Consider the following 26,408-nt stretch of genomic DNA (forward strand, 5'->3'; position numbering starts at 1 on the left):
GTTTTTTCAGACGGCCTTTGGGTTTAATAGGCAATCGTTTCGGCAACCTGTGACAAACCGTTTTCCAACGATTCGAGCATGGCGGTATAGCCGTCGCCTTGTTGCGGAGTGATGGCGTTAAACGGTTTGCTGCGTCCGTCCGGCCATTGTGCATAACCGCTGATGGTGGTCTGCCCCTGATAGCTGCCTTGGAAGGCTTCGATATAGACTTTCAGGGTTTGGCTGCTTTGGCTGCGTGAAGCAGGCACGAAGGTGCGATGCGGATTGAGGCGGTTGAGCTTGTTGCTGAGATTTGCTGCCAACGCGCCATCGAGCGGCGCCGCCCACAGGTGGTTTTTCGCCAGATTCACATGATAGGCATCGGTTTGGTAAACGAGACCGCCGTTGGCAAGCGGTTCGGCAAGGTTGACTTTGACCGCGATTTCGTTGCCATGCGCAGCCGGACGGATGTACTGGCTGTCGGGCAGGACGAAATATTGTGTGCTTTGCGCAGTGCCGCAGGCGGCAAGCGTCAGGGCGGCGGCAATCGGGAAGAGGCGCATTATCGGCTTCCTTTCGGGATAGGGTCTTTGCTGCTGCTGTTGAAAATCAGCGCGTTGGGTTTTTCTTTCAAAGTATTAATCACGGGTTGAACGTCTTTTAAGGTTTTGTCCAAACTTTGCAGCGTATTTTGTACGTCGCCGTAGATAGGCGATTGAGGCGATACGCCTTGCAGGGTTTGACGCAATTCTTTCAGGGTTTGGTTCAACTCGTTCGGAATGTTTTGTGTCTGCGGTTTGCCGACCAGTTTGTCGATGGAGCTTAGGGCGGCATTGGCAGATTTGAGTGTAGACTTGAGCTCGGCAAGCGAACCGTTCAAGCCGGCAACGGTTTTATCCAATGGCAGATTGTTGAACTTGTCTAACAAGTCGGCCACTTTTGCCTGCAAATCGTCCAAACCGCCACCTTGGGTCGCGATAACAGTATCGCCTGCATAAACGGTATGCGGTCGCAGCTTAGGCGAGGCAGAAGGCTGATCGTTCAACTCAATCATTTTGCTGCCGGTCAGCAGGTTGTTGCTGGAGATGGTGGCAGTCAGGCCTTTGTTTAAGGCCGTCTGAAATTGTTGTTTCCAATGTTCTTTACTTTGCTCGTCGGCATTGATTTCCAAACGGGAAGGCTCAATACGGATGCGTACGGGAATCCAACCGTTTTCAAACAAATGCAGGCTGTCGTTGCGGTCGAAATATGGAACATCGGAAACCACGCCGACATTCAGGCCTTTGTATTCGACAGGCGAACCGGCAGACAGGCCGCGTACGGATTGTTTGAAAAACGCAGTGTAATACAGCGAGCGGTCGTCAGGCAGGTTGGCGACTTCGCTGCGGCTATCGTAAAGCGTGAAGCTGTCTTCGCTTTTGACGTTTTTGCTGTCGCTTGTTTTGGGCGAGTCAAAGGAAATTGCGCCGGACAGCAGGGCAGGCAGAGGGGCGGAATTGAGTTTGACACCGCTGCCTGTGGTTTCGATATTGATGCCGCTTTCCAGCCAAAAACGGCTGGCGGAATTAATCAGTTTGTCGTTGGGGCTTTGGATGAAGATGGTGTAATGCACGCTTTGGTCGGACGGGTCGAAATGCGCGCTTTCTACTTGACCGACCATAAAGTTTTCATACAAAACAGGGCTGCTGACGTTGAGGATGCGGTCGTTTTTTCCGATCAAATTCAGGCGCAGGCCGCTTTGACCGATGGCGGCAATCGGCGGAATGTCTTGGACGACAAATACATCTTTGGTTTCTTGGCTTTTGCCCGGTGTAAATGCAATATATGAGCCGGAAAGCAAGGTTCCCAAGCCGGTAACGCCGCTTTGGTCGATACGCGGTTTGACCACCCAAAATTGGGTATCACTGCGGATAAGGTCTTTGGCGTCGGCGCTGAGCTGGGCAGTAACTTCCACACCTTTTTGGTCGTCGCGCAATTTGATGCGGGTAACGCGTCCGACATCGACGTTCAACACCTTAATGACGGTGTTGTTGACTTCGATGCCTTCGGCGCTGTCCATCAACAGCGTAACGACAGGGCCGCGGTTGCGGATGTCTTTAATCAAAAGCCAGCCGCCGGCAATCAGCGCAATCAGCGGAATCAGCCACACGATAGACGTGAAGACATTGGTTTTCTTGACACGCGCCGGGGCGTGATAATTGGGTGAAGAATCGTGTTTTTTCATTGTGTTAAGGTCTGGTCAGAATCAAGGCCGTCTGAAAGCTGCTGTTGCTTGTCCCAAATCAGACGGGGATCGAAATAATAGGCCGAAAGCATGGTCAAAATAACGACCAGGCAGAAGTAAATCGACGCACCACCCGGCACGACGCGCGCCATATTGGTGTGGAACGAACTCATCAAAATAATAATCACAAAAATATCAATCATCGACCAGCGGCCGATGGATTCGGTAATCCGATACAAAACCGACATCTTGTCCGCGCTCATCACAGGCTTGAAGTATGCGGAATAAATCAAAACCGCCATCGCAATAATCTTCAAAACCGGCACCATAATACTGGCACTAAAGATAATCACGGCAATCAACCGGTCGCCGTCGTTCCACATATAAACAATGCCGTTGAAAATCGTGTTGATCTCCAAAGCTGTCGGATTTGACGAAATCATAATCGGCAGGATGTTGGCAGGGAAATACAGGATAAACGCCGCCATTAAAAACGCCAGCGAAATGCTCAGGCTTTTCGGGCGGCGGCGGTATAAGTCTGCGCCGCATACGCCGCAAGGCTGCTCGTCTTTATTGCGGAAATACAGGCAGCGGCTGCAACAGATTTTGTCTTCAGCGGCCGTCTGAACCGCATGGCCGCCGGTTAAACGGTGAATCTTATAATAAACCCAATGCTGCGGAATCGATACCGAAGTCCGAATCAGCATGACCGACAACGGAAACATCAGATAAAACGCCGAACCAAACTCTACTGTAGCAACGGACGAGAGTTTGATATACGCCACCAAAGTGGAAATAAAAAACACATCCACCATAATCCAATGGCGTAGCCGCACCAATACGCGCGTTGCAAAGCGCAGCGCAGGGTAGGCCTTTTCGCGTATCAAAGCCGTATAAACATAAAGGCAGAGCAGTAAAAACAGTAAAGGCGCGCCGAAGGTGAGGATAAACATCACTTCCGCCAGAAAACCGTAATCCAGCGAAATCAAAAGCCGCATCATTTGTGGCAACGACAAAATCGAAGTCACGCCGAACAAATCCACGCGGATATACACCATATTGTACGCGAACGCCATCAGAATCAAGGTTGTCAGCGCATAGGCAATCGGCGCGATATACGGATTGTTTTCCACTTCCACGATTTCATGGTTGCACACCGGACAATGCGCTTCCTGCCCCTGACGCAGGCGCGGAATATCCATACGGCAGCCGCAATCCGGGCATTCCACCGTATGTGCAGGCAGCGTCGCATCAGGAAGATAAGACTTGTAGCGCCACCAGCGATGGTAGGCAGGAATCCGTTTCATGGTTCGGCAGGGGATAAAGAAGGTGCAAAGAGTGTCGCATTATAAAGGAAAACAGAAGGATAGCCCAAATTTAGGTCGATATTTGATTGAATGGCAGCTGCTTAATAAGGTTTGGGCCGTCTGAAAAGTTTGAAAAGACTTCAGAAGGTTATTGCTATGGACCGTTAAATTTTATTAATAGGTCTTAGTTTGGTTTATTTCCATTAGGATAAAAATAAGATATATTCTCAATATTTAAAAACACGATAATCCTTGTAGATTTGTGGAAGGTACACGGTCAACGAACCTGAAGTAGGCTAAAAATTATCTTCTTTGTTTTTAAAACAATTCTTTTCAAATTAGACGGATTTTTAACCATAAAGGCCGTCTGAAACTATTAGTCTTTTAATTCAAAGGAAACATCATGAGTGAAACCCAAGAGCTGACTTTCGCCAAACGCTTGAAAGAGCAAACCACGACAACGCACGACAGCGTTGATAACTTGGTTATGTCCGTTCAGCCTTTTTCCAGCAAAGAAAACTACATCAAATTCTTGAAACTTCAATCTGTTTTCCATAAGGCCGTCGATCACATCTATAAAGATGCCGAATTGAACAAAGCCATTCCAGAACTTGAATATATGGCGCGTTACGATGCCGTGACTCAAGACTTGAAAGACTTGGGCGAAGAGCCTTACAAATTTGACAAAGAATTACCACACGAAACCGGTAATAAAGCCATCGGCTGGCTGTATTGCGCCGAAGGTTCTAATTTGGGCGCGGCATTCTTGTTCAAACATGCTCAAAAACTCGAATACACCGGCGAATTTGGCGCACGCCACCTGGCTCCTCATCCGAACGGCCGTGGCAAACACTGGCGCGCTTTTGTCGAGCATCTGAACGCTTTGAACTTGACTCCGGAAGCTGAGGCGGAAGCCATTCAAGGCGCGCGCGAAGCTTTTGAATTCTATAAAGTGATTCTGCGTGAAACCTTCGGTTTGCCGGAAGGTGCGGAAGCGCCTGAAGGTATGACGCCGCACAGACTCTAAAAAATAATTCAATCAAACAGATAAGGTCTCGGCGTAGATGTTTGCAGAGACCTTTAATTACACTACAAAGTTTTGTTTGAACGGGTTGCTGTCTTACACCTACTCAGATTTGATTCTCCTTTAAAAATTCCATTCACCACCTAATGACCATTGATGAATATTACGCATTGCATATGGCGCATTGCTACGGATGTGACTATAACTATAATTCAAAGTAGGGGTAATGCCTTTATAAGATAATTTGTTGTGACTAAGGTTGATAGAGAGGGAGCGCTCCCGGTTGTGTTGCGGCTCCGTACCGAATGCCATAATGCCTTTATAGTGGCGGTTGGCAAATGAAGCGGTAAGTCTGCTGTTAAGCTCACCTAAAACCTGCCATTGCTGTATCCAACCTATATTGAAACCGTTGCGGTGGTAGGCCGCATTGTTGATGGCATTGTGTATGCTTTTGTTTTCAGGAACAAAGCGGTTGTATTGCCAACCACCGAACAGAGTCGTTCTGCCAAAACGGCGCGCCAGGGAGAGATAGGTACTGTCGTGCCAACCGTCGTTACGCAGCGCACGATCAGTTTCCCGATAGTTTTGGCGGTAGCGTTCCAACGAGTAATAAAGTTGTGTCGCGTTACTGAGATTGACCATATGCGAAAGCTGTACGCCAACCCCGTGTGCCAGCATATACGGCGCGGCGCGGCGTTTATTTTCTTTTTTGCTGTCAAACTCGCTGCTGCCTGCCAACTGTGCCTGATAAAACGGTAAAACGCTGACGGTTTGTTTGCCGTCCTTGCGCTGCCAGCCCAAATAAGCCCTACCGAACGCATCGTCGTAAGCCGATTGGCGGTCGAAAAAATAGCTTGTACCGCTGAGGTTAGCACGGAATTTGATGGCGTGATGCCCATACAATGGGGTGAGTTTTTCGGTGTTCAATTCGTAATTCAAGCCGTTGGCACTGACAGGTAAGGTAACACTGCATGCGGTTTGCCCTTTTGTTTCGATGCAATAACGCGGAGCAGCGTTGTTGGCATTATCGTTATGCACGGGGCTGATTCCGCCAGACAATTTCCATTCTGTCTGCCGTTTGACGGCTTCTTGAAAACGTTTGACATTTTCCAAAACGGGGGCTGGTATATCGCGCTGCGCGGCTTGACGGAAATGTGCGGCAGCATCGCCCAAGCGATAATCCTGAAACTCCGCCGCCGCCAAATCCAACAGTACGCGGTCGTCTGAAACATCAGATTCATAAAGAGTACGGTAACGTTCGACCGCTTCGGAAGTCCGTCCTTTCAACTTTGCCAGCAAAGCATCGGCACGCGTAATCAGTTTGGGATTGTGGTTGGGCTGTTTGCAGTAAAGGGCGACAAGAGAGGAAACTAGATCTGCGCTATTGCTGTTAAGTGCTTGAACTAACGCGTCCTCAAGAATATGCGGGTTTGCCGCTAAAAAATCATCATTAACCAGAGTTGGTCTGCCTATATTCTCATTCTTTTCAGGCGACCTTTCCTCCTCAGATAGAATATCTAACCATTGTTTCTGTTGTACTTGTACAGCAGTATTCTGAGAAGAAATATTCTGCCGAACACCCTCTTCGGGAAATTCAGCAAAGGCTGCTGACGGCAATAGGTAGCACAAAGAAGCTGAGACAATTTTTTGTTTTATTTTTAGCATTTAAAGTCATCCGAAATATATGTATATCTGAGGGCAAATCGTTTCTAATAAGGGATTTGCTCTTATCATAAAACTGCCTGAAACATCTCAGGTGATTTTATTTTTGCATAAAAAATACAGATTCGTATTTAGATTTATCATTATAACGGCAAATTTACGAAATAAATATAACTTATTTATTTTTATAGGATTATAAATTGCGTAAATATATTTAACAGAGAGAGGATGGCATAAAGATTCACCCTAACTACTGATAGAAAAAATATTGGTATTGCTAAAATAAAATATTTGTTACACAATATTGCATATTATTAGTAATACTTATCATTATTGTATCTGAGAAGCTTGTATTTTAGAGAGATTGGTTATGAAAATTAATGTATTTATAGTGCCTATTGCAACTACCTTTATTTTGACTGCATGTGCAGGTGGAGGTGCATCTGAACCCAAAGTTCCCGTTGCTATTCCGACAGCGCAACCTATTGCCAATGTTAAGCTGAGCGATGAAAGCAATGCAGTAAAGACCATTAATACCCTTTCCGATAAAGGCGGCAGTCTGCGTGAAGCGGAACTCGAAGTGAAAACATCATGGGGCTACAGCTATACCGATAAACAATATGTCTATCAAACCCCTTCTGGTAACTATTACAACATTAGTTCATATTCTGATCCGATTGTCCCATCATATTCCAGCCCGTCTTATGCCCTTCGTACACGCCATGAAGGACAACCTTTATCTGAAGGTGGCAAACTGTTTGTCTGTTGCAGTAGTTCGGGACAATTCACCTATGCACCGGCAACCAAACAGGACCACCTCAAATTCGGCGCATGGATAAATGCAGACGGCACGGCAGACCTGTTTGTCGGCGGCAAACCCGTCGGAACGGCGAAACCGTCTTATTACACTCCGTCAGACAGTACAGTGGCAAAAGGCAAGACTACATACGAAGTTTGGGCTGTCCGCGTCCGCAACGGCAATATCGTTACCTCAACCTACGATCCGGGCAAATCCTCCGGGTCGTCTGAAAAAAACACGCCCAAACTTTCACTGCTGACAGCCAATTTCAACACCAACAAACTCGGCGGCACGATTTTAGGTAATGCTGATTACGGTCCGGACGTTGTGATGAAAGATGTAGGCATCAACGGCGTTGATTTCTCAGGCACTGCCGAATCCGATGGTAAAAACGGCAAAGTCGAAGGGAAATTCTTTGGTCAATTTAACGGCGATAAAACAGAAGTCAGTATAGGCGGTAAAGTTACCTTTGATGCCGATAAATCGTTGGATACCGTGTTCGGCGGCGTGAAGAATGATGACGACCGCAATACGACAGATACAAGCTTGACACCTGTCAGCCAGTAACTGCACATCAAGCATTCCAATAATAGATAATCAATATATATTAAGAGGCAAAAAATGTCCTTCCATTTTAAACCTGTACTGCTGGCAGCTATTGTCAGCCAAACTTTCCCTGCCTTAGCGGCCGATCCTATTCCTCAAGCTTATCAGGAGTTGAATGAAGTCAAAGTCATTGGCGGCCGCAAAGTACAAAAACTCGGTGAAGAGAAAATCCGCCGTCAGGCTTTGGATAAACAAATGGTCTCCGATGAAAGCGACTTGGTGCGTTACGATCCGGGCATCAGCGTCGTTGAAGGCGGACGCTCAGGTTCTAACGGTTTTACCATACGCGGTGTCGATAAAGACCGCGTTGCCATCAACGTGGACGGACTGGCACAAGCAGAAAGCAGGTCGTCTGAAGCGTTTCAAGAGTTGTTCGGTGCATACGGCAACTTCAATGCAAACCGCAACACTTCCGAACCCGAAAACTTTTCGGAAGTAACCCTTAACAAAGGCGCGGATTCGCTCAAATCCGGCAGCGGCGCATTGGGTGGTGCAGTTAACTATAAAACCAAATCTGCAAGTGACTATGTTTCCGAAGAAAAGCCCTACCACTTAGGTATTAAAGGTGGCTATATCGGACGCAACAGCCAAAAATTCAGCAGCATAACCGCCGCAGGAACCTGGTTGGGTCTGGACGCATTGATGGTCTACACCCGCCGTTTCGGTAAAGAAACCAAAAACAACAGCGACGCTGCCGATACCGTCATCACTGACAACAAACAAAGCTGGAGTCCGAATGCTGGTATGACCAACTACGGCAGCCGCGGTGTAGCGCGCAGCAAACCTGACCCTCAAGACTGGGAAAACAAAAGCACCCTGTTCAAACTGGGTTACAACTTCAACGATAAAAACCGTATCGGCTGGATTTACGAAGATTCACGCACCGACCGCACGACGATTGAATTGTCCAATATGTGGGCGGCAGACTGGAAAGGCGACGCACTGGGCGACACCCGTTCCCGTCAAGATATTTCCTACCGCAAACGCATCGGTTTCGAATACAAAAACCAACTTGACAAAGGACCATGGGACAACCTCAACCTGCGTTACGACCGTCAAACCATCGACATGAGCACTTGGACCTGGGACTTGCCGACGGATTATGGCCGTAACGGTGTCAACAGCGACGTGTACCATATGTTCCGCAACATCCGTCAAAAAAATACCCAATTCGGTGCCGATGCCGAAAAACAAATCGACTTCTCCAAATCGGTATGGGCAATGCAATACGGATTAGGTGGCTCCAAAAACGATAACGGTAATAGCGACCATAGCTATTGGGTACGCCTATATGACCCGAAATACCAAACGTCCAACAACCAAGAATTGACTATGCTGGTCGAAAGCTCGTCCAAAAACCGTTTTGCCTACTGGAACAACACCTTCCAATTCGGCGACAGCAGCCAATACCGCCTCAATGCCGGGCTTCGCTACGACAACAGCAGCAGCAAAGCCAAGGACAACCCCAACTATACCCCTGCCATTCGCGGTCAAATCCCCTATCTTGGCAGCGAGCGTAAACACAGCGGTTTCAGCTACGGCTTAGGATTAGACTGGAAATTTACGCCACATTTGAATCTTCTGGCGAAATACAGTACAGGCTTCCGCGCGCCGACTTCGGACGAAACCTGGCTATTGTTCCCGCATCCTGACTTTTACCTTAAAGCCAACCCTAACCTGAAGGCAGAGACCGCCAAAAACTTCGAGCTGGGACTTGCCGGCAGCGGCAAAGCAGGAAACTTTAAATTCTCCGGTTTCCAAACCCGCTACCGTAATTTTATCGAACTGACCTATATGGGCGTATCTTCCGATAATCCCAACAGCCCTAATTACGCGCCGATTTCCGACGGTACTGCATTGGTCAGCTCACCCGTTTGGCAAAACCAAAACCGTTCCTCCGCATGGGTGAAAGGTTTGGAATTTAACGGCACATGGAACCTTGACAGCATCGGTTTGCCGCAAGGCACGCACGCAGGTGTTAATGTCAGCTACATCAAAGGCAAAGCCAAACAAACCAACGGACAGGAAACCCCGATTAACGCCCTTTCCCCGTGGTCTGCCGTTTACAATTTGGGCTACGATGCTCCCTCCAAACGCTGGGGTATCAATGCGTACCTGACACACACCGCAGCTAAAAAACCGTCTGACACCGTTCACAGCAGTGATGATTTGAACAACCCATGGCCATTTGCCAAGCACAGCAAAGCCTATACGCTTTTCGATCTGACAGGTTACGTCAATTTGGGCAAATACTTCACTGTGCGTGCTGGTGCTTATAACATCGGTAACAAAAAATATTACACTTGGGAATCTCTACGTAGTATCCGTGAATTTGGTACAGTTAATCGTGTCGATAATAAGACACATGCAGGTATAGAGCGTTTCTCTTCACCAGGAAGAAGTTACAACTTTACACTTGAGGCTAAGTTCTAAGGTAATTAGAACAAAAAGGAAGGCCTGTACAGCTACAGCACCACCAACGGGGTTGACCGCGATGGCAAAGGCTTAGACCGCTACCGCGCCCCAGGCCGCAATTACGCTGTATCGCTGGAATGGAAATTCTAAGCAGTTAACGGATAGCTAAAGGCCGTCTGAAAGTTTTGATGACTTTCAGACGGCCTTTTTTATTTAAAACGAAATCTTTAAACGGATAACAACGGCTGCTGCCGAACAATCGCGCGGATGATGGCGCGGTTGGGGTGTAGTGCGGTTCTCAGCCTTTGCGATAGCGGATGGGGCAAGCCGAGTATTTCGGCCGCAATGGCGGCGGCGCAGATGGGGGCTGTCGCCAGGCCTCGCGTACCGTGTGCCGTATTGATGTAGGCATTGGGCAGGTAAGGGCAGGGGATATTGTCGAGGCGGTAGTTTTTGTCCAATGCCAGCTTGGCGTAGGCGGACTGCATGGTGGCGATGTCGCCGAGTGCGCCGACAACGGGCAAGTGGTCGAGGCTGTCGCAACGCAGGGCGGCATGGCCTTGTGTGTCTTGAAGGCCGTCTGAAAACGAATCTTGCTCAAATAGGGATTGTGCCAATGGGGGATTGAGCTGTTGCAGAGCGGCGCGGTTTTCGGTTTCTTCGTGCGGATACCAAGTTTCATCGTTGCTGTTGAGGATAAATGTCGCGCCGTAGCAGTGGCGGCCTTGCCAGCTCGGACTGATGTAGCTTTCTCCGGAAATGGCGCAATTCAGCTTTTGTGAAAACGGGCTGGAGGACACAACGCCGGTCTGGCCGCGGATTTGGCGGAAAGGCAGGGCGGAGACGTTGGTGTCGGTGGCATTCGGGCTGTGCGCGCCCATGCAGTAAACGATATGGCTGGCGTTGAAATGTGCGTCCGGTGTGTGTGCCGTCCATTGTGTGCCGTCATGCGATACGGCGGTCAGCGGCGAGTGTTCGTGCAACTCAATCAGCGGATGATTCAATAAGGTATGCACGACGGCGGGCGGATTCAGCCATACGCCTTGCGGCCAATAAAGGCCGTCTGAAAATACGTCTATGCCTGCAATGTGCGCAGCCTCTTCGGCAGATACGCTGCGGTAGAGGTGTTTATGCTGGTGTTGCAAACCCAAGGCCTGATTGCGTTTGCGTTCGCTGTCGTCAAAATTCAAATGCAATACGCCGTCGCCGCCCCATACGTCGGAGTCGGGCAGCAAGTCTTCCAACAATCGGCGCGTGTAGCCGTAGCCTGTCAGCAACAGCTCGGTTTGTTCGGTATCGTGTGGCGATATTTTGGCGTAGAGCAAGCCTTGGCGGTTGCCGCTGCCTGCCTGCGCCGCTTTGCCTGCCTCCAAAACCGTAACGCGTACGCCGTGCTCCGCCAGTTTGCGCGCGGTCGCTGCGCCGGCAATGCCTGCGCCGATGATCAGGACGTGTTCGGGTGCAGTTTGATGTTCAGGCCGTCTGAACCAAGGTTTTAGGGGAGTTGGGGCTGATTGGGGTATGGCTTCGGTTTGCCATTCGATATGATGGAAATGTTCGTGTAAGCGGTCGGCGCGGTGTGGCGGAACCAGCCAGAGATGCACATCAGGCAAGAGGTTTTCTAAAACGTTGACGCTGTTGAACTGAAGGCATTTCATGGTTTGAGCGAGACGGTTGTTCAGACGGCCTTCAAGCTCGGAGGGATGATTTGACAGCGGAAAATTGGGAATATGGTTTTCAGGCAGGCAGACAATCAAATAAAGCGGCGCGGTATGTTGTTCGATGGCGCGGCAAAGGGTAGCAAGGGTGGGTGTGGTGTTCCAAGCAAGGCAGGTCATGATGAAAGGCCGTCTGAAAAAAGAGGCTTTATTGTAACGCGGTTTGCGCGGATAGAATATCCGAACGGGTTTTGATAGAATCGTATGATATTTTGATTTTCAATTGATTTTCATACAGGAATTTTATGCGCCGTCTTTTATTGTGCCTTCTCGCTTCCGGCTTGCCCATCGCTTGCTCGTCCGCGCCGCCGGATAACGGCAACAAAGCCGTTCAGTCCGAACGCTGGGCAACCCCCGTCAAACACGATGCCAACCTTTATCGCATCGACGACAAGCTTTACCGCAGCGAGCAGCCTGTTGTCGAAGATGGCGAAGCCATTGTCAAGCTGGGCATTCAAAGCGTGATCAACCTGCGCTTTTTCGACCGCAACGATGACGATCATTTGAAGGCGTATGGTTTGACCTTGCTAAACCGTCCGTTGCTGTCATGGAGCATTAAGCCGAAAGAAATTGCGGAAATCCTATACCTGATTGAAAAACAACAGCAAAACGGCGCAGTGCTTATCCACTGTTATCACGGCGCGGACCGTACCGGTTTGATTGCCGGAATGTACCGCATCATTTATCAAGGCTGGCCGGTGGAAGAGGCAAAAGCCGAAATGCAACACGGGCCTTACGGTTATCACAGCATTTGGAAAAACATTGCCAATTTGTTTACCAAAGAGAAAGTCAAGCAGGTTAAAACGCATTTGGAAGTCTTGCGCAAACGCGATTAACACCAAGATTTAAATCATAAAAGGCCGTCTGAAAGAACAAATCTTTCAGACGGCCTTTTAAATGGCAGATTGCTTAAATCACAAAATCCGTTGTTGATAATTGAATGCTTTGATCCATATCGGCAGACGGAGTTTTGGAAGAGCGGCCGACCGGTTTGGCCGGTACGCCGACAACGGTAATCGAAGACGGTACGTCGGCAACCACCACGCTGCCTGCGCCGATTTTGGCATTTTCGCCGATGCGGATGTTGCCCAAAATCGAAGCATTCGCACCAATCATCACGCCATTGCCGATTTTCGGGTGACGGTCGCCGCTTTCTTTGCCCGAACCGCCCAGCGTTACGCCGTGGAGGATGGAAATATTGTTGCCTAAGACGGCGGTTTCGCCGGCCACAAAACCGGTGGCATGGTCGAGCATTAAACCGTGACCGAAACGGGCGGCTGGGTGAATGTCAACACCGAAGACTTCCGACATGCGGTTTTGCAAGAAATACGCCAGCGTTTTACGGCCGTTTTGATAGAGCCAGTGGTTGATGCGGTGTGCCTGTACAGCGTGGAAACCTTTGAAATACAACAGCGGCAGCGAATATTCGTCACAAGCCGGGTCGTGCTCGTAAATGGCTTTTAAGTCGGCCTCGACGCATTTGCTGATACGGGTGTCCACGCTCAAAGCCTGCTGATAAATTTCAAACAGCGCGCGTACATCCATAATCGGACTGCCGAGCTTGCTGGAAAGATGGTAGGCAAGTACCGAATCGAGCGAATCGTGGCGCAACACGGTTTGATGTAGGAAGCTCGCCAGCATCGGTTCGGCTGCGGCTGCGGCTTCGGTTTCTTCGCGGATGGTGTGCCACAGATTAAAATCAGTTGAATTCAAATGGTCTTTTTTCATATTCGAGGCCGTCTGAAGAATAAAATCAGATGGCTATCTTACCGTTTTCCAACGTCTTTTAACAAGGCATTTGATAATCGACGTTCAAATGCTTGAAGTTTTTTCAGACGGCCTTATATATGGATTATTGAATGCTAACACTCTAAAAGGATGTCAGAAATGACGGATCGTAACGAACAACACCAAAACGAAGCCGAGGAAGCGGCAGCCGTAGAGACTGCCGAAACCGTTGAAACCGAACAAGCAGAACCGACTTACGAAGAGCTTCAGGCGCGTGTCACCGAGTTGGAAGGCCAACTCAAAGACAGTGAGCTGCGCGGTTTGGCAAACGAGCAAAACCTGCGCCGCCGCCATCAGCAAGAAATTGCCGATACCCATAAATTCGCCGGACAAAAATTTGCGGCCGAAATGCTGCCTGTCAAAGACTATCTTGAAATGGCGCTGCTCGACCAAAGCGGTAATTTCGATGCCCTGAAAATGGGCGTGCAAATGACTTTGAACGAGCTGCAAAAAGCATTTGATGCCACACACATTAAAGAAATCAACCCACAGCCGGGTGACAAACTCGATCCGCACCAACATCAAGCGATGCAGGCAGTCGTCAGCGAGCAAGAGCCGAATACCATCGTCAGTGTGATGAAAAAAGGCTACACACTATCTGACCGCGTGCTGCGTCCTGCGATGGTTGTCGTGGCGAAAAAAGAAGATTGAAGGCACCGCTTGATAAAGTTTATCAAGCATAAAATCTTCAGACGGCCTTATCCGGTTTCAAAACCCGATATTCCGCTATTAGAAAATCATTCCGATAAACCGGAATCGGAAAATTAAAACCGGCTGTCTGGAAAAAGAATAAACGGCTTGTGGATAAATAAATCAAGTACTTGAATTTAATTTAAAAAAAAATTCAAATTAAGCCTTGAAAAAAAATGAAGCAACCTTATTTACAAGCCATCGGAACGAAATGTTCCACAGGATTATTAATTTAGAAAAGTTTATTTATTAGGAGCAACATAATATGGCAAAAGTAATCGGTATTGACTTAGGTACAACCAACTCTTGTTTGGCCATTTCTGAAAACGGTCAAACCAAAGTGATCGAAAATGCAGAAGGTGCACGCACCACTCCTTCCGTTATCGCTTATTTGGACGGCGGCGAAATCCTCGTCGGCGCGCCTGCAAAACGCCAAGCGGTAACCAACGCTAAAAACACTATTTACGCCGCCAAACGTTTGATCGGCCACAAATTTGAAGACAAAGAAGTTCAACGCGACATCGAATCTATGCCTTTCGAAATTATCAAAGCCAGCAACGGCGACGCATGGGTGAAAGCGCAAGGTAAAGAGCTGTCTCCTCCTCAAATTTCCGCAGAAGTTTTGCGTAAAATGAAAGAAGCAGCCGAAGCTTACTTGGGCGAAAAAGTCACCGAAGCCGTGATTACCGTTCCGGCCTACTTCAACGACAGCCAACGTCAAGCTACCAAAGACGCAGGCCGCATCGCAGGTTTGGAAGTAAAACGTATCATCAACGAACCAACCGCTGCCGCTTTGGCATTCGGTATGGACAAAGGCGACAACAAAGACCGCAAAGTAGCCGTATATGACTTGGGTGGCGGCACTTTCGATATTTCCATCATCGAAATCGCCAACCTCGACGGCGACAAACAATTCGAAGTATTGGCTACCAACGGCGATACTTTCTTGGGCGGTGAAGACTTCGACCAACGCTTGATCGACTACATCATTGACGAATTCAAAAAAGAACAAGGCATTGATTTGAAACAAGACGTAATGGCTCTGCAACGTCTGAAAGAAGCTGCTGAAAAAGCCAAAATCGAATTGTCCAGCGGTCAGCAAACTGAAATCAACCTGCCATACATCACTATGGATGCAACCGGTCCGAAACACTTGGCCATGAAAATTACCCGTGCCAAATTCGAAAGCCTGGTTGAAGATTTGATCCAACGTTCTATCGAGCCTTGCAAAATCGCATTGAAAGATGCCGGCTTGAGCACCAGCGATATCGACGACGTGATTTTGGTTGGTGGTCAAAGCCGTATGCCGAAAGTACAAGAAGCCGTTAAAGCCTTCTTCGGTAAAGAGCCTCGTAAAGACGTGAACCCTGACGAAGCTGTTGCCGTAGGTGCAGCGATTCAAGGCGAAGTATTGAGCGGCGGCCGTAGCGACGTATTGCTGCTGGACGTAACTCCTCTGTCTTTGGGTATCGAAACCATGGGCGGTGTGATGACCAAGCTGATTCAAAAGAACACTACTATTCCGACTAAAGCGTCTCAAGTGTTCTCTACTGCCGAAGACAACCAAAGCGCAGTGACCATCCACGTACTGCAAGGCGAACGCGAACGCGCTTCTGCCAACAAATCTTTGGGTCAGTTCAACTTGACCGACATCGCACCTGCACCACGCGGTATGCCACAAATTGAGGTTACTTTTGACATTGACGCCAACGGTATCTTGCACGTTTCCGCCAAAGACAAAGGTACAGGCAAAGCGGCCAACATCACCATCCAAGGCTCTTCAGGTTTGAGCGAAGAAGAAATCGAACGCATGGTGAAAGATGCCGAAGCCAACGCTGAAGAAGATAAAAAACTGACTGAATTGGTCGCTTCCCGCAACCAAGCCGAAGCCCTGATTCACTCTGTGAAAAAATCTCTGGCTGACTACGGCGACAAACTCGATGCTGCAGAGAAAGAAAAAATCGAAGCTGCGTTGAAAGAAGCTGAAGAAGCAGTTAAAGGCGACGACAAAGCCGCTATCGATGCCAAGGCCGAAGCTTTGGGTGCAGCCAGCCAAAAATTGGGCGAAATGGTTTACGCTCAAGCACAAGCTGAAGCCCAAGCAGGCGAAAGCGCACAAGCCGAACCGTCTTCCGCCAAGAAAGACGATGACGTGGTAGATGCCGACTTTGAAGAAGTAAAAGACGACAAAAAATAATTGATGCCGTCTGAAAAAAGCGCGAATCGAAAGATTCGCGCTTTTTGTCGTTTGGGAAATGTGTAAAGACGCTTTGTCAAAACTGACGGTAAACTTTCAAAAGCTTGCTACATCATTGTGTTGCCATACTTCTATTGCCGAATTTTGAACAGATTTCGCCGAATACTGATAGCAGCTGACAGTCAAAGCCATTAATATTTGTCCATCGCTTGAGTGCGAATAAATCCTTATTTTTACCTCAAATCAACCACTTGAAAGAAGATAAATATGAAAAAATTGATTCAAATGACCTCTTTGATGGTTGCGGCTGCCGGTTTGGTATTGGCTCCGGTCGCTTCTGCACACGGCAAACACGAAATGCATCCGAAACAAGAGCGTATGCACAAAAAAGCCAAACTGCAAAAAATGAAAAAAACTGCACCTAAAGCCAAACACCACGCAGCCAAGCCCAAACATCATCAAGAGCATCGCCACGACCATCATTAAGATGAATCCTCAACAATAAATAAGGCCGTCTGAAACCCAAACATCAGGTTTCAGACGGCCTTCGATTTATCTGTCAAATAGAGCTTTGCCGTTTTTCTTGTGCCAAACGGGTCGGCTCCAGCCAGGCAATGTTTCTTTCTGCCAGCGCATCGCGCCAATAATCCAGTTTGGTATCCAAATCTTCAGAGAAACTGTCTTGATTCAAAAGCTGAATGATAACGCCGCCGTCCGTAGCTTCGGCCAAACGGCTGATTTGACGCAAAATGCCGCGATCGGGAACAGTTTGCGTGCGTACGCCGATGAGAAGTTGCGCTGGAGTTTGTTTCAATTCGGCTTCCAATTGTTCCAAATCTTTTCTGCCGGCGGCAACGCCTTTATCTATCCATTCTTGCGCCAAAACGCCGGAAAACCAAAGCGGATCAGGCCATTTCGTTTCCAGTGTAACAGCCCATTTGGGCGCATTATTCAGCGTAATTTTGGATGAAACGGGAACGATGTTTTCGTGAAAATCATCGTCATCAACAATCTTCGTTTGCCATGTGCGAAGGATGTTTTGATAGTAGGGCTGATTCAAATCCAAACATTCGCGCAGGGTTTTTAAAGTAATTTTGCAAGCCAGCCAAGCAAGCAAGCGCGGCAGAATGCCATAGCAGATAATGCTGCCGATGAGTAAACCCGCCCAAGCGCGTGCATCTTCGATATGATTGTTCAGACGGCCTGCAATTACGGCCTGACTGTCGGGAACAGGAAAGCCCAAACGTTCCGGCAGCCATGACAAAGCTTCAATTGTTTTCACCAATGCCGTATTGCTTAAAAGCGTACTTTCCCAGTTGAACGTATATTGACGCACCAAAAGCAGCAGCAAAACAGAAATTAACATTCCCGACAGCGTGCAAAGCCACAGGCCGTGTGAAGTTGCACCAATCAGCCAACGCGTTTGCGGTTTGCGCCATTCATCCACATAAAGCCGCAAAATTGCCTGATTGACCGGGTCTTTACCTCGGAACCAAGTTGTCGGACTGCTGATAAAGTGCACATTTTTCAAACGCAGGAATAAAGTCGCCAGCCACACCAGCAGCATGACTGTATTCATGCCCAAAATCCCGGCCAATACCAGAAAAAAGTTCAGCCCCTGATTGTCCATCAACAGATAAGTGCTGGAAAAACCGACCGTAAACAACAACGTCGCCGCAACAATCCAAAGCCAAAACGAGCCTGTCTCCACCTGTTGCAGCACATATTTCAAATGCTGGTCGCGGTCGATAATTTGGGCACGGCGTATCAGTTTTTCCTCGTTGCCGCCATCAATATGTCGCAACGCTTCCGTCGCCTGCACAGGATCTCCCGGAAAAATATAGGCACGTTCTTCAAGGATACGGACTAATTCGACAAGTTTTTGCGATGGATTCAACATAAATGATAGGCCGTCTGAAAGATAAAATGGAAACGTCTGTTATACCCCCAAATAAACCCCTCTTTTGCAAAGGTCAAAAAATTAAAAGCAGTTTTGATTTTGAATAGGGTATATAGTGGAATAGATGTAAAAAAAGCAGCCCGAAAGCTGCTCATTTTGAGTGTGGTGCGGACGGAGAGACTCGAACTCTCACACCTCTCGGCGCCAGAACCTAAATCTGGTGCGTCTACCAATTTCGCCACGTCCGCACTAATTTGAACCGTGGATTATACACAAGATTAATGGGGGTGCAAAGTCTTGTTTGCTTGAATTTTTCGGCTTATCCCTTATATAATGGTTTATTCTGGCCGTCTGAAAGCAGGGTTTGTTTTCAGACGGCCTCAACTTTCCATTTGGTGAGGAAGGGCTGATGCCTGCTTTATTGATTAAAGATTTTTTGCAGACGCAAGGTTTGAAGTTGCCTGCGGATGAGATACATGTTGCTTATTTGACTGCCCAAGCTGTGATTAAAATGGGCAATGCTTCGGTTGAGCGTTCGATTTTGTGGCCGTCTGAAGACGGTTGGCAGTTGGCGGATTATGTTGATGCCGAACATGAATTGTTGCTGAAACAGATTTTTATGGCTTTGGATTCGGTTGCCGAGCGCACCGAGCATTTGAAAAGCGCAGCAGTTTATACAGCGTTTCCAAAAGATGGTGCGTTGTCGCTGGTTCGACTGAGCCGTTGGGGCATGCCGTTGGAAAATGTGATTCCAATCGACGAGCAGGCCGGACAGGCTTTTTTGGCTGTGCGTACGGCGCAAAGCGGCTGGATGAATGTTTGTCAGAATGTGGCGTATTGGCAGGAAATTGGTGAATTGTCGGCCGAACGCAATCATCCCGGTTTGAGTCAGATTTCTGTTCCTGTCTGTATGCCCAGCGGTGCGGTTTTAGGCGTGGTATATGCTGAATTTGATGTCAAGGACGGTGCGTCTGACGAAGTGTTGGTGGCCTGGATTGCCCTTGCATTAGCCTTGGCAGAACCTTTGAAAAACCTCTTGGGCGTAGCTGAAAACGAGGAAGCGGAAAATGAGTAACGCGTTGAAGTTTGTCGCGTCATGCCGTTTGCCTACGGAATGGGGCGAATTTACCATGCACGGCTTCGAAGAAGAGGGCGGGCAGGAACATGTCGCATTGACGATGGGCGATGTTTCAGACGGCCTGCCTGTGTTGTCGCGTATTCATTCCGAGTGTTTGACCGGTGACGCTTTATTTTCGGTGAAATGTGATTGCGGCCCTCAGTTGCAAGCGGCGATGCAGGCCGTTCAGAAAGAAGGGCGTGGCGTTATCGTATATTTGCGCCAAGAAGGCAGGGGCATTGGTTTGATAAACAAAATCCGTGCTTATCGACTGCAAGACCAAGGCTTGGATACGGTTGAGGCCAATGTAGCGCTCGGCCTTCCTGTTGATGCGCGCGACTTTACTTTGGCCAAGCAGATTTATGATTATCTGCATATTCGGGAGGTCAGATTGTTGACCAATAATCCTGAAAAAATCCAAACGTTGAAAGATTCCGGCATTAATGTGGTCGAACGGATTGCATTACATGTCGGCGAAAATGTGGAAAATGAACGTTATCTGCATACTAAAGCGGATAAATTGGGACATTTGATTTTTGATTGATGGATAGGCATAACGGTAATTTTTGCGTTTAAATAAAATATTCTATATTCTTTCAATGGGATATATTTTTATTTAAATAAAAACCTTGCGCGTAGCCTGATTTTTTGATTTAATGTCGGCTTATCGGGTGATTAGCTCAGTTGGTAGAGCGTCTGCCTTACAAGCAGAATGTCGGCGGTTCGACTCCGTCATCACCCACCAAGTTTCCTTTCATTATCTTTGACAGTGGATGCGCGGTGGTAGCTCAGTTGGTTAGAGTACCGGCCTGTCACGCCGGGGGTCGCGGGTTCGAGCCCCGTCCGCCGCGCCATTATTTAAAAAGCACTGATAATATTAGTGCTTTTTTATTTTTCTTAAAGACACTATTAAACTGCGAAAATAGAAACAGGTAAGTAACAGGATATTGAAATACTGTTTAATCTTAATTTCTGATGATTGAAAAAAGGCCGTCTGAAACTTTGAAAGTTTCAGACGGCCTTTAGTCTATTGAAACAATGGATTAAATATCCAATTCTGCCGTATCGCCTTCTTTTTCCATCCATGCGCGGCGGGCGGCGGCTTCGCCTTTGCCCATTAGTTTGACGAAGATGTCGCGTGTTTCGTCATCCGCGCCTTCTGGGATTTGCACTTGCAACAGGCGGCGGGTGTCGGGGTGCATGGTGGTGTCTTTGAGCTGGTCGGGGTTCATCTCGCCCAAGCCTTTGAAACGGCTGATGGAATAAGCAGTTTCTTTAACGCCTTCTTTTTGCAGTCGCTCCAAAATGCTGTCGAGTTCGTTTTGATCGAGGGCGTAGAATTTGCGGGCGGGTTTGCTTTTGCCTTGTGCGTTGACATCGACGCGGAATAGCGGAGGCTGGGCGACGTAGATGTGTCCGTCGGCAACCAGTTTCGGGAAGTGGCGGTAGAACAGGGTCAACAGCAAAACTTGAATATGCGAACCGTCCACGTCAGCATCGGACAGGATGGCGATTTTGCCGTAGCGCAGGCCGCTTAAGTCGGGATTGTCATTGATTCCATGTGGATCAACGCCGATGGCGACGGAAATATCATGGATTTCGGCGTTACCGAAGAGTTGGTCTGGGTGGACTTCAAAGCTGTTGAGCACTTTGCCGCGCAGGGGCAGGATGGCTTGTGTGGCTTTGTCGCGGGCGAGTTTGGCGGAGCCGCCGGCGGAATCGCCTTCGACGAGGAAGAGTTCGTTTTCGCGGATGTCTTCGCTTTCGCAGTCGGTCAGCTTACCGGGTAAGACAGCGACGCCGCTGCCTTTTTTCTTTTCAATTTTTTTAACCGAACGCATCCGTGCTTGTGCCTGACGGATGGCGAGTTCGGCGATTTTTTTGCCGTAGTCCACGTTTTGGTTCAGCCACAATTCCAAAGGGTCGCCCGATACGGTGGCAACGAGTTTCAGCGCGTCGCGGTTGGTCAGCTTGTCTTTGGTTTGACCTTGGAACTGCGGGTCGAGGACTCGGGCGGAGAGGACGAAGGCGGTTTTGCCGAACACGTCGTCGCTTTGCACTTTCACGCCGCGCGGCAAGAGGTTGTGCAGATTGATGAAGTTGTTGACGGCGTTGAACACGGCTTGTTTCAAGCCTGCTTCATGCGTGCCGCCCAAAGGGGTGGGAATCAGGTTGACGTAGCTTTCGTTGGCACACGAGCCTTCTTCCAGCCAAGTCAGGGCAAACGCGGCACCTTCGCCAATGCTGAAATCGCCGTTGTGGCCGTCTGAAATGTAGTTTTCACAAGAGAAGATAGGTACGGCTTCCTGAGCGTCGGCAATCAGATCGGTCAAATAGCTTTTCAGGCCGTCTGGATAGTGCCAGGTTTGGGTGTGTGCTTCGTCTTCGCCTTTGACTGGGCGGGTCAGTGAAACGCGTACGCCCGGCAATAATACGGCTTTGGCGCGCAGCAGGCGTTCGAGTTCGGGAATGCTGTAATTCGGGCTTTCAAAATATTTGCCGTCCGGCCACACGCGCACTTCGGTACCGCTGTCTTTGACGGCGCATTTGCCCACTTCAGTCAATGGCTCAATGACGTCGCCACCGGAAAAGACGATGCGGTGGACTTTGCCTTCGCGTTTGACCGTTACTTCAAGGCGGGTGGAAAGGGCGTTGGTAACAGATACGCCGACGCCGTGCAGACCGCCTGAAAAGGCATACGCGCTGCCGCCGTCTTTTTTGTTGAACTTGCCGCCTGCGTGCAGACGGGTGAACACGAGTTCGACTACGGGTACGCCTTCTTCAGGGTGCAGGCCGACGGGAATACCGCGGCCGTTATCACGGACGGAAAGAGAACCGTCTTCATGAATTTGCACGTCAATTGCAGTCGCAAAACCACCCAACGCTTCATCCGCCGCGTTATCAATCACTTCCTGACAGATATGGGTCGGGCTGTCGGTACGGGTGTACATGCCGGGACGTTCTTTGACCGGCTCCAAGCCTTTGAGGACGGTAATGCTGGATTCGCTGTATTGATTGTTTTTAGCCATAGGAATAATGTAAAGGCCGTCTGAAAGGATGAAAAACAACGCTTTCAGACGGCCTGAAAGCGTTTGGATTATAGGTTTTCTATTGGATTGCGCCGGATAAAGTCTTCATAGCTTTCTATGCCGCGCAAGAAACGGGAGAGTTCGGTCAATGCGTCCAAATACACGCCACGCTTGAAGTCGATGACTTCGTCAACCGGCGCCCAGTATTGGTGCCAGCGCCAGCCGTCAAACTCAGGATGGTGGCAGGCGCGGAGGTTGACGTCGCTGTCGCGGCCGACCAAACGCAAAAGATACCAAATCTGTTTTTGTCCGCGATACGAACCGCGCCATTCGCGGCGCACCCAGTGGCTGGGCACGTCATAACGCAACCAGTCGCGCGTACGGCTAACGATTTTGATGTGTTGCGGCAACAGGCCGACTTCTTCGTACAATTCGCGGTACATGGCGGTCTCAGGACTTTCGCCCGGCTTGATGCCGCCTTGCGGAAACTGCCATGAATGTTCGCGTACGCGTTTGCCCCAAAAGACTTCGTTACGTTCGTTAATCAGGATAATACCGACATTGGGGCGATAGCCTTCTCTGTCTAACACGGGGTCGCCCTTCATTAAATTCAATCGTGCAATTTTCCCACAAATTGGGCGGTTTTGACAAATCTTGAGGCCGTCTGAATAAGCCCACAGTTTTTTCCAGACGGCATGAGACTGTTTCTGAAAAAATGTTGTTTATGAATAAAACCATAGCTTCAGGCCGTCTGAAAAATGAAATTTTTTTCTGATTTAAGGTCTTGCATTCAAAAGCTTTTTGCCGTTTAATGCAAACCTTGCTGAATCAAGGGCAAAGGACACATGCCGGCCGCCCCCACAGTTTCCCTTTTGTAAGTGGCATCCGCCACCGCTGCAATATTTTTACCCCCCGAACAAAAGGTCTGAAACCATGAAAAAATCTTTGATGGCGGCGGCAATCGTGAGCCTCGTCTTGACTGCGTGTAGCGGTGGAAAAGAAACCGCCGCAGAATCTTCCGCATCTCAAACTCAAACTTCTTCCTCTCAAACGGATAAACTCAATATCTACAACTGGTCGGATTATGTCGATCCTGCCACGCTGTCTGCGTTTGAAAAAAATACGAATATCAACGTCCGCTACGATTACTACGACAGCAACGAAGCGCTGGAAGCCAAGCTGCTGACCGGCAAGTCGGGTTATGACCTGGTTGCGCCTTCTATTGCCAATGTCGGCCGTCAGATTAAAGCCGGCGCGTATCAAAAAATCGACAAATCGCAAATTCCCGATTACGCCAATATCGATCCCGATTTGTTGAAAATGATGGAAACCGTCGATCCGGGCAACGAATATGCCGTCCCTTATTTCTGGGGCATCAATACGCTGGCGATTAACAAGCAGCAGGTTCAAAAGGCTTTGGGTACGGACAAACTGCCTGAAAACGAATGGGATTTGGTGTTCAATCCTGAATACACCCAAAAACTGAAATCCTGCGGCATCAGCTATTTCGACAGCGCCATCGAGCAGATTCCTTTGGCTTTGCATTATTTGGGCAAAGATCCGAACAGCGAAAACCCTGACGACATCAAAGCCGCAGTCGATATGATGAAAAAAGTGCGTCCCGACATCAAACGCTTTACCTCGTCGGGCTATATTGATGATATGGCTGCCGGTAATCTTTGCGTATCGGTAGGCTATGGCGGCGACCTCAATATTGCCAAAACCCGTGCCAAAGAAGCAGGAAACGGCGTCGAAGTCGAAGTATTGGCGCCGAAAAGCGGCGTCGGTATTTGGGTGGATTCGCTGATGATTCCGCGTGATGCGCAAAATGTGGCCAATGCCCACAAATACATCAATCACACGCTCAATCCGGAAACAGCGGCCAAAAACGGCAACTATGTGACTTATGCTCCGGCCAGCCGTCCGGCGCGTGATTTGATGGATGAAAAATATACCTCTGACGAATCGATTTTCCCAAGCAAAGAATTGATGGAAAAAAGCTTTATCGTCTCTCCCAAGTCAACCGATGCGAGCAAACTCAGCGTTCGCCTGTGGCAGGCTTTGAAAGCAGGACGATAATTAACATTGAAATTTGAATACTCAGGCCGTCTGAAACAGTTTTTCAGACGGCCTGAGTGTTATAATTGTCAACACTTTTCAAATATCCTATGAGGAGAAACAGCGTTATGAACAATTCAGTCATCACCGTCATCGGTAAAGACCGTGTGGGCATTGTGTACGACGTTTCCAAAATTTTAGCGGAAAACCAAATCAATATTCTCAACATCAGCCAACAGCTGATGGACGATTTTTTTACCATGATTATTTTGGTGGATACTTCAAAATGCACCAAATCGCGTCAAGAGGTTTTGGATTTGTTTGCGGAGGAGAGCAAAAAACTCGCGCTTGATATTCGTATGCAAAACGAAGAAATTTTCCAAGCCATGCACCGTATTTAAGTCGGAGGGAGAGTCATGAGTATTCAATCCGGCGAGATTTTAGAAACCGTCAAAATGGTAGCCGACCAGAATTTTGACGTGCGCACCATTACCATCGGCATTGATTTGCACGACTGCATCAGCAGCGATATCAATGTGTTGAACCAAAATATTTACAATAAAATCACCACAGTCGGTAAGGACTTGGTGGCGACGGCAAAATATCTGTCTGCCAAATACGGCGTACCGATTGTGAATCAGCGTATTTCCGTTACGCCGATTGCCCAAATCGCCGCGGCCACCCATGCCGATTCCTATGTCAGCGTGGCGCAAACTTTGGATAAGGCTGCCAAAGCCATCGGCGTGTCCTTTATTGGCGGCTTTTCCGCGCTGGTGCAAAAAGGCATGTCGCCTTCGGACGAAGTGCTGATCCGTTCCATTCCCGAAGCGATGAAGACTACCGATATCGTGTGCAGCTCCATCAATATCGGCAGCACGCGTGCCGGTATCAATATGGATGCGGTCAAGCTGGCAGGCGAAACCATCAAACGCACGGCCGAAATCACGCCCGAAGGTTTCGGTTGCGCCAAAATCGTCGTGTTCTGTAATGCAGTAGAAGACAACCCGTTTATGGCGGGTGCGTTTCATGGTTCGGGCGAAGCGGATGCCGTTATCAATGTCGGCGTTTCCGGCCCTGGTGTCGTAAAAGCCGCGTTGGAAAATTCAGATGCAACGACATTGACCGAAGTTGCGGAAGTTGTGAAGAAAACCGCTTTCAAAATTACCCGCGTGGGCGAACTTATCGGCCGCGAAGCCTCAAAAATGTTGAATATCCCGTTTGGTATTCTCGATTTATCGTTGGCACCAACCCCTGCCGTCGGCGACTCGGTGGCGCGCATTCTTGAAGAAATGGGTTTGAGCGTCTGCGGTACGCACGGCACGACAGCGGCTTTGGCCTTGCTGAATGATGCCGTGAAAAAAGGCGGCATGATGGCTTCCAGCGCGGTCGGCGGTTTGAGCGGCGCATTTATCCCTGTTTCGGAAGACGAGGGCATGATTGCGGCTGCTGAAGCCGGTGTGCTGACACTGGACAAACTCGAAGCCATGACCGCCGTATGCTCCGTTGGTTTGGACATGATTGCCGTCCCCGGCGATACGCCTGCGCACACCATTTCCGGCATCATTGCCGACGAAGCCGCTATCGGCATGATCAACAGCAAAACTACTGCCGTGCGCATTATTCCGGTAACCGGCAAAACCGTCGGCGACAGCGTTGAGTTCGGTGGCCTATTGGGCTACGCGCCTGTAATGCCGGTCAAAGAAGGTTCATGCGAAGTGTTCGTCAACCGAGGCGGCAGAATCCCGGCTCCGGTTCAATCAATGAAAAACTGATTGGATTGATGAACATAAAAGGCCGTCTGAAATTGATTTTCAGACGGCCTGAGACCTTTGCAAAATTCCCCAAAATCCCCTAAATTCCCACCAAGACATTTAGGGGATTTTCCATGAGCACCT

The 26,408-nt window shown here is 48.8% G+C and carries 21 protein-coding genes and 3 tRNA genes; 14 read left to right on the plus strand and 10 right to left on the minus strand.

The genetic code is table 11. From position 1 onward, the window contains the following. Positions 1-23 precede the first annotated feature (23 nt). From ACTHS4_RS09060 to ACTHS4_RS09070, 3 genes are read right to left on the minus strand one after another with little or no spacing between them, the layout of a single operon-like run. On the minus strand, positions 24-542 hold the full coding sequence (locus ACTHS4_RS09060) for a PqiC family protein (RefSeq protein WP_371460304.1): 519 nt from the start codon (positions 540-542) through the stop codon (positions 24-26). After that, a complete protein-coding gene (pqiB, locus tag ACTHS4_RS09065) occupies positions 542-2,203 on the minus strand; it encodes an intermembrane transport protein PqiB (protein ID WP_070825556.1) in 1,662 nt (553 codons plus the stop codon). The genes ACTHS4_RS09060 and pqiB overlap by 1 nt, the downstream gene beginning before the upstream one ends. Beyond that, a complete protein-coding gene (locus tag ACTHS4_RS09070; RefSeq protein WP_128582336.1) occupies positions 2,200-3,510 on the minus strand; it encodes a paraquat-inducible protein A in 1,311 nt (436 codons plus the stop codon). The genes pqiB and ACTHS4_RS09070 overlap by 4 nt, the downstream gene beginning before the upstream one ends. Positions 3,511-3,913: 403 nt before the next feature. Between ACTHS4_RS09070 and ACTHS4_RS09075 the strand changes: the two genes are divergently transcribed. Next, positions 3,914-4,537, plus strand: a complete 624-nt coding sequence (locus ACTHS4_RS09075; protein ID WP_049329094.1) for a biliverdin-producing heme oxygenase — start codon at positions 3,914-3,916, stop codon at positions 4,535-4,537. 120 nt (positions 4,538-4,657) lie between these two features. Here the strand turns inward: ACTHS4_RS09075 and ACTHS4_RS09080 are convergent, their stop codons facing one another. Beyond that, on the minus strand, positions 4,658-6,199 hold the full coding sequence (locus ACTHS4_RS09080; RefSeq protein WP_070825555.1) for a surface lipoprotein assembly modifier: 1,542 nt from the start codon (positions 6,197-6,199) through the stop codon (positions 4,658-4,660). 367 nt (positions 6,200-6,566) lie between these two features. On the opposite strand from ACTHS4_RS09080, the gene ACTHS4_RS09085 reads away from it, so the two are divergent. Next, entirely contained in the window at positions 6,567-7,562 is a 996-nt protein-coding gene (locus ACTHS4_RS09085) for a Slam-dependent surface lipoprotein (protein ID WP_070825554.1), read from the plus strand. Between the two features lie 234 nt (positions 7,563-7,796). Then, a complete protein-coding gene (locus ACTHS4_RS09090) occupies positions 7,797-10,034 on the plus strand; it encodes a TonB-dependent hemoglobin/transferrin/lactoferrin family receptor (protein ID WP_440365790.1) in 2,238 nt (745 codons plus the stop codon). A 209-nt stretch (positions 10,035-10,243) separates the two neighbouring features. Here the strand turns inward: ACTHS4_RS09090 and mnmC are convergent, their stop codons facing one another. Further along, complete coding sequence (gene mnmC / locus ACTHS4_RS09095; protein WP_440365781.1) at positions 10,244-11,854, minus strand: FAD-dependent 5-carboxymethylaminomethyl-2-thiouridine(34) oxidoreductase MnmC; 1,611 nt, start codon at positions 11,852-11,854, stop codon at positions 10,244-10,246. A 125-nt stretch (positions 11,855-11,979) separates the two neighbouring features. Here mnmC and ACTHS4_RS09100 point away from each other — a divergent pair, with 125 nt between their 5' ends. Then, positions 11,980-12,570 carry a tyrosine-protein phosphatase gene (locus ACTHS4_RS09100; protein WP_070588085.1) on the plus strand — a complete coding sequence of 197 codons (591 nt, stop codon included), beginning with the start codon at positions 11,980-11,982 and terminating at the stop codon, positions 12,568-12,570. A gap of 73 nt (positions 12,571-12,643) precedes the next feature. Here ACTHS4_RS09100 and cysE read toward each other — a convergent pair whose 3' ends face one another. Beyond that, a complete protein-coding gene (gene cysE, locus ACTHS4_RS09105) occupies positions 12,644-13,462 on the minus strand; it encodes a serine O-acetyltransferase (protein ID WP_440365783.1) in 819 nt (272 codons plus the stop codon). A gap of 150 nt (positions 13,463-13,612) precedes the next feature. Between cysE and grpE the strand changes: the two genes are divergently transcribed. The 3 genes from grpE (at position 13,613) to ACTHS4_RS09120 (ending at position 16,895) form a co-directional block, all read left to right on the plus strand. Further along, positions 13,613-14,173 (plus strand): nucleotide exchange factor GrpE, encoded by a 561-nt coding sequence (gene grpE / locus ACTHS4_RS09110; RefSeq protein ID WP_070825550.1) that lies wholly within the window; start codon positions 13,613-13,615, stop codon positions 14,171-14,173. A 304-nt stretch (positions 14,174-14,477) separates the two neighbouring features. Further along, positions 14,478-16,409 carry a molecular chaperone DnaK gene (gene dnaK / locus ACTHS4_RS09115; protein WP_070825549.1) on the plus strand — a complete coding sequence of 644 codons (1,932 nt, stop codon included), beginning with the start codon at positions 14,478-14,480 and terminating at the stop codon, positions 16,407-16,409. A gap of 267 nt (positions 16,410-16,676) precedes the next feature. Further along, entirely contained in the window at positions 16,677-16,895 is a 219-nt protein-coding gene (locus tag ACTHS4_RS09120; protein ID WP_070825548.1) for a hypothetical protein, read from the plus strand. Positions 16,896-16,968: 73 nt separating this feature from the next. Here ACTHS4_RS09120 and ACTHS4_RS09125 read toward each other — a convergent pair whose 3' ends face one another. Beyond that, positions 16,969-18,309: a DUF2868 domain-containing protein gene (locus tag ACTHS4_RS09125; protein WP_070825547.1), complete on the minus strand. Its 1,341-nt coding sequence runs from the start codon at positions 18,307-18,309 to the stop codon at positions 16,969-16,971. Between the two features lie 163 nt (positions 18,310-18,472). Beyond that, positions 18,473-18,557, minus strand: a tRNA-Leu gene (locus ACTHS4_RS09130). 161 nt (positions 18,558-18,718) lie between these two features. Here ACTHS4_RS09130 and ACTHS4_RS09135 point away from each other — a divergent pair. The 4 genes from ACTHS4_RS09135 to ACTHS4_RS09150 all read left to right on the plus strand — a co-directional run bounded on the left by ACTHS4_RS09135 (position 18,719) and on the right by ACTHS4_RS09150 (position 20,280). Beyond that, entirely contained in the window at positions 18,719-19,384 is a 666-nt protein-coding gene (locus tag ACTHS4_RS09135; RefSeq protein ID WP_440365786.1) for a hypothetical protein, read from the plus strand. Further along, positions 19,377-19,970, plus strand: coding sequence for a GTP cyclohydrolase II (ribA, locus tag ACTHS4_RS09140; RefSeq protein WP_003685106.1), 594 nt, complete (start codon positions 19,377-19,379; stop codon positions 19,968-19,970). Before ACTHS4_RS09135 ends, ribA begins: the two co-directional genes overlap by 8 nt. 125 nt (positions 19,971-20,095) lie before the next feature. Beyond that, positions 20,096-20,171, plus strand: a tRNA-Val gene (locus ACTHS4_RS09145). Between the two features lie 32 nt (positions 20,172-20,203). Beyond that, positions 20,204-20,280, plus strand: a tRNA-Asp gene (locus tag ACTHS4_RS09150). Between the two features lie 189 nt (positions 20,281-20,469). Here the strand turns inward: ACTHS4_RS09150 and parE are convergent. After that, on the minus strand, positions 20,470-22,455 hold the full coding sequence (gene parE, locus ACTHS4_RS09155) for a DNA topoisomerase IV subunit B (protein WP_070825545.1): 1,986 nt from the start codon (positions 22,453-22,455) through the stop codon (positions 20,470-20,472). Between the two features lie 68 nt (positions 22,456-22,523). Beyond that, entirely contained in the window at positions 22,524-23,060 is a 537-nt protein-coding gene (locus ACTHS4_RS09160) for an RNA pyrophosphohydrolase (RefSeq protein ID WP_070825544.1), read from the minus strand. Between the two features lie 328 nt (positions 23,061-23,388). On the opposite strand from ACTHS4_RS09160, the gene ACTHS4_RS09165 reads away from it, so the two are divergent. The 3 genes from ACTHS4_RS09165 to ACTHS4_RS09175 all read left to right on the plus strand — a co-directional run bounded on the left by ACTHS4_RS09165 (position 23,389) and on the right by ACTHS4_RS09175 (position 26,285). Then, positions 23,389-24,534: a polyamine ABC transporter substrate-binding protein gene (locus ACTHS4_RS09165; protein ID WP_070825543.1), complete on the plus strand. Its 1,146-nt coding sequence runs from the start codon at positions 23,389-23,391 to the stop codon at positions 24,532-24,534. Positions 24,535-24,641: 107 nt separating this feature from the next. Continuing rightward, positions 24,642-24,914, plus strand: coding sequence for an ACT domain-containing protein (locus ACTHS4_RS09170; protein WP_003680574.1), 273 nt, complete (start codon positions 24,642-24,644; stop codon positions 24,912-24,914). A gap of 15 nt (positions 24,915-24,929) precedes the next feature. Then, a complete protein-coding gene (locus ACTHS4_RS09175; RefSeq protein WP_036493871.1) occupies positions 24,930-26,285 on the plus strand; it encodes a PFL family protein in 1,356 nt (451 codons plus the stop codon). Positions 26,286-26,408: the final 123 nt, after the last annotated feature.

The organism is Neisseria sp. P0014.S009 (assembly GCF_051958155.1).
GTDB classification, from domain to species: Bacteria; Pseudomonadota; Gammaproteobacteria; order Burkholderiales; family Neisseriaceae; genus Neisseria; species Neisseria flavescens_C.

Excerpts from the sequence above, each read along its gene's own strand:
- ACTHS4_RS09060 (WP_371460304.1), bottom strand. The coding sequence starts at position 542 with ATGCGCCTCTTCCCGATTGCCGCCGCCCTGACGCTTGCCGCCTGCGGC.
- pqiB (WP_070825556.1), bottom strand. The coding sequence starts at position 2,203 with ATGAAAAAACACGATTCTTCACCCAATTATCACGCCCCGGCGCGTGTC.
- ACTHS4_RS09070 (WP_128582336.1), bottom strand. The coding sequence starts at position 3,510 with ATGAAACGGATTCCTGCCTACCATCGCTGGTGGCGCTACAAGTCTTAT.
- ACTHS4_RS09075 (WP_049329094.1), top strand. The coding sequence starts at position 3,914 with ATGAGTGAAACCCAAGAGCTGACTTTCGCCAAACGCTTGAAAGAGCAA.
- ACTHS4_RS09080 (WP_070825555.1), bottom strand. The coding sequence starts at position 6,199 with ATGCTAAAAATAAAACAAAAAATTGTCTCAGCTTCTTTGTGCTACCTA.
- ACTHS4_RS09085 (WP_070825554.1), top strand. The coding sequence starts at position 6,567 with ATGAAAATTAATGTATTTATAGTGCCTATTGCAACTACCTTTATTTTG.
- ACTHS4_RS09090 (WP_440365790.1), top strand. The coding sequence starts at position 7,797 with ATGGTCTCCGATGAAAGCGACTTGGTGCGTTACGATCCGGGCATCAGC.
- mnmC (WP_440365781.1), bottom strand. The coding sequence starts at position 11,854 with ATGACCTGCCTTGCTTGGAACACCACACCCACCCTTGCTACCCTTTGC.
- ACTHS4_RS09100 (WP_070588085.1), top strand. The coding sequence starts at position 11,980 with ATGCGCCGTCTTTTATTGTGCCTTCTCGCTTCCGGCTTGCCCATCGCT.
- cysE (WP_440365783.1), bottom strand. The coding sequence starts at position 13,462 with ATGAAAAAAGACCATTTGAATTCAACTGATTTTAATCTGTGGCACACC.
- grpE (WP_070825550.1), top strand. The coding sequence starts at position 13,613 with ATGTCAGAAATGACGGATCGTAACGAACAACACCAAAACGAAGCCGAG.
- dnaK (WP_070825549.1), top strand. The coding sequence starts at position 14,478 with ATGGCAAAAGTAATCGGTATTGACTTAGGTACAACCAACTCTTGTTTG.
- ACTHS4_RS09120 (WP_070825548.1), top strand. The coding sequence starts at position 16,677 with ATGAAAAAATTGATTCAAATGACCTCTTTGATGGTTGCGGCTGCCGGT.
- ACTHS4_RS09125 (WP_070825547.1), bottom strand. The coding sequence starts at position 18,309 with ATGTTGAATCCATCGCAAAAACTTGTCGAATTAGTCCGTATCCTTGAA.
- ACTHS4_RS09135 (WP_440365786.1), top strand. The coding sequence starts at position 18,719 with ATGCCTGCTTTATTGATTAAAGATTTTTTGCAGACGCAAGGTTTGAAG.
- ribA (WP_003685106.1), top strand. The coding sequence starts at position 19,377 with ATGAGTAACGCGTTGAAGTTTGTCGCGTCATGCCGTTTGCCTACGGAA.
- parE (WP_070825545.1), bottom strand. The coding sequence starts at position 22,455 with ATGGCTAAAAACAATCAATACAGCGAATCCAGCATTACCGTCCTCAAA.
- ACTHS4_RS09160 (WP_070825544.1), bottom strand. The coding sequence starts at position 23,060 with ATGAAGGGCGACCCCGTGTTAGACAGAGAAGGCTATCGCCCCAATGTC.
- ACTHS4_RS09165 (WP_070825543.1), top strand. The coding sequence starts at position 23,389 with ATGAAAAAATCTTTGATGGCGGCGGCAATCGTGAGCCTCGTCTTGACT.
- ACTHS4_RS09170 (WP_003680574.1), top strand. The coding sequence starts at position 24,642 with ATGAACAATTCAGTCATCACCGTCATCGGTAAAGACCGTGTGGGCATT.
- ACTHS4_RS09175 (WP_036493871.1), top strand. The coding sequence starts at position 24,930 with ATGAGTATTCAATCCGGCGAGATTTTAGAAACCGTCAAAATGGTAGCC.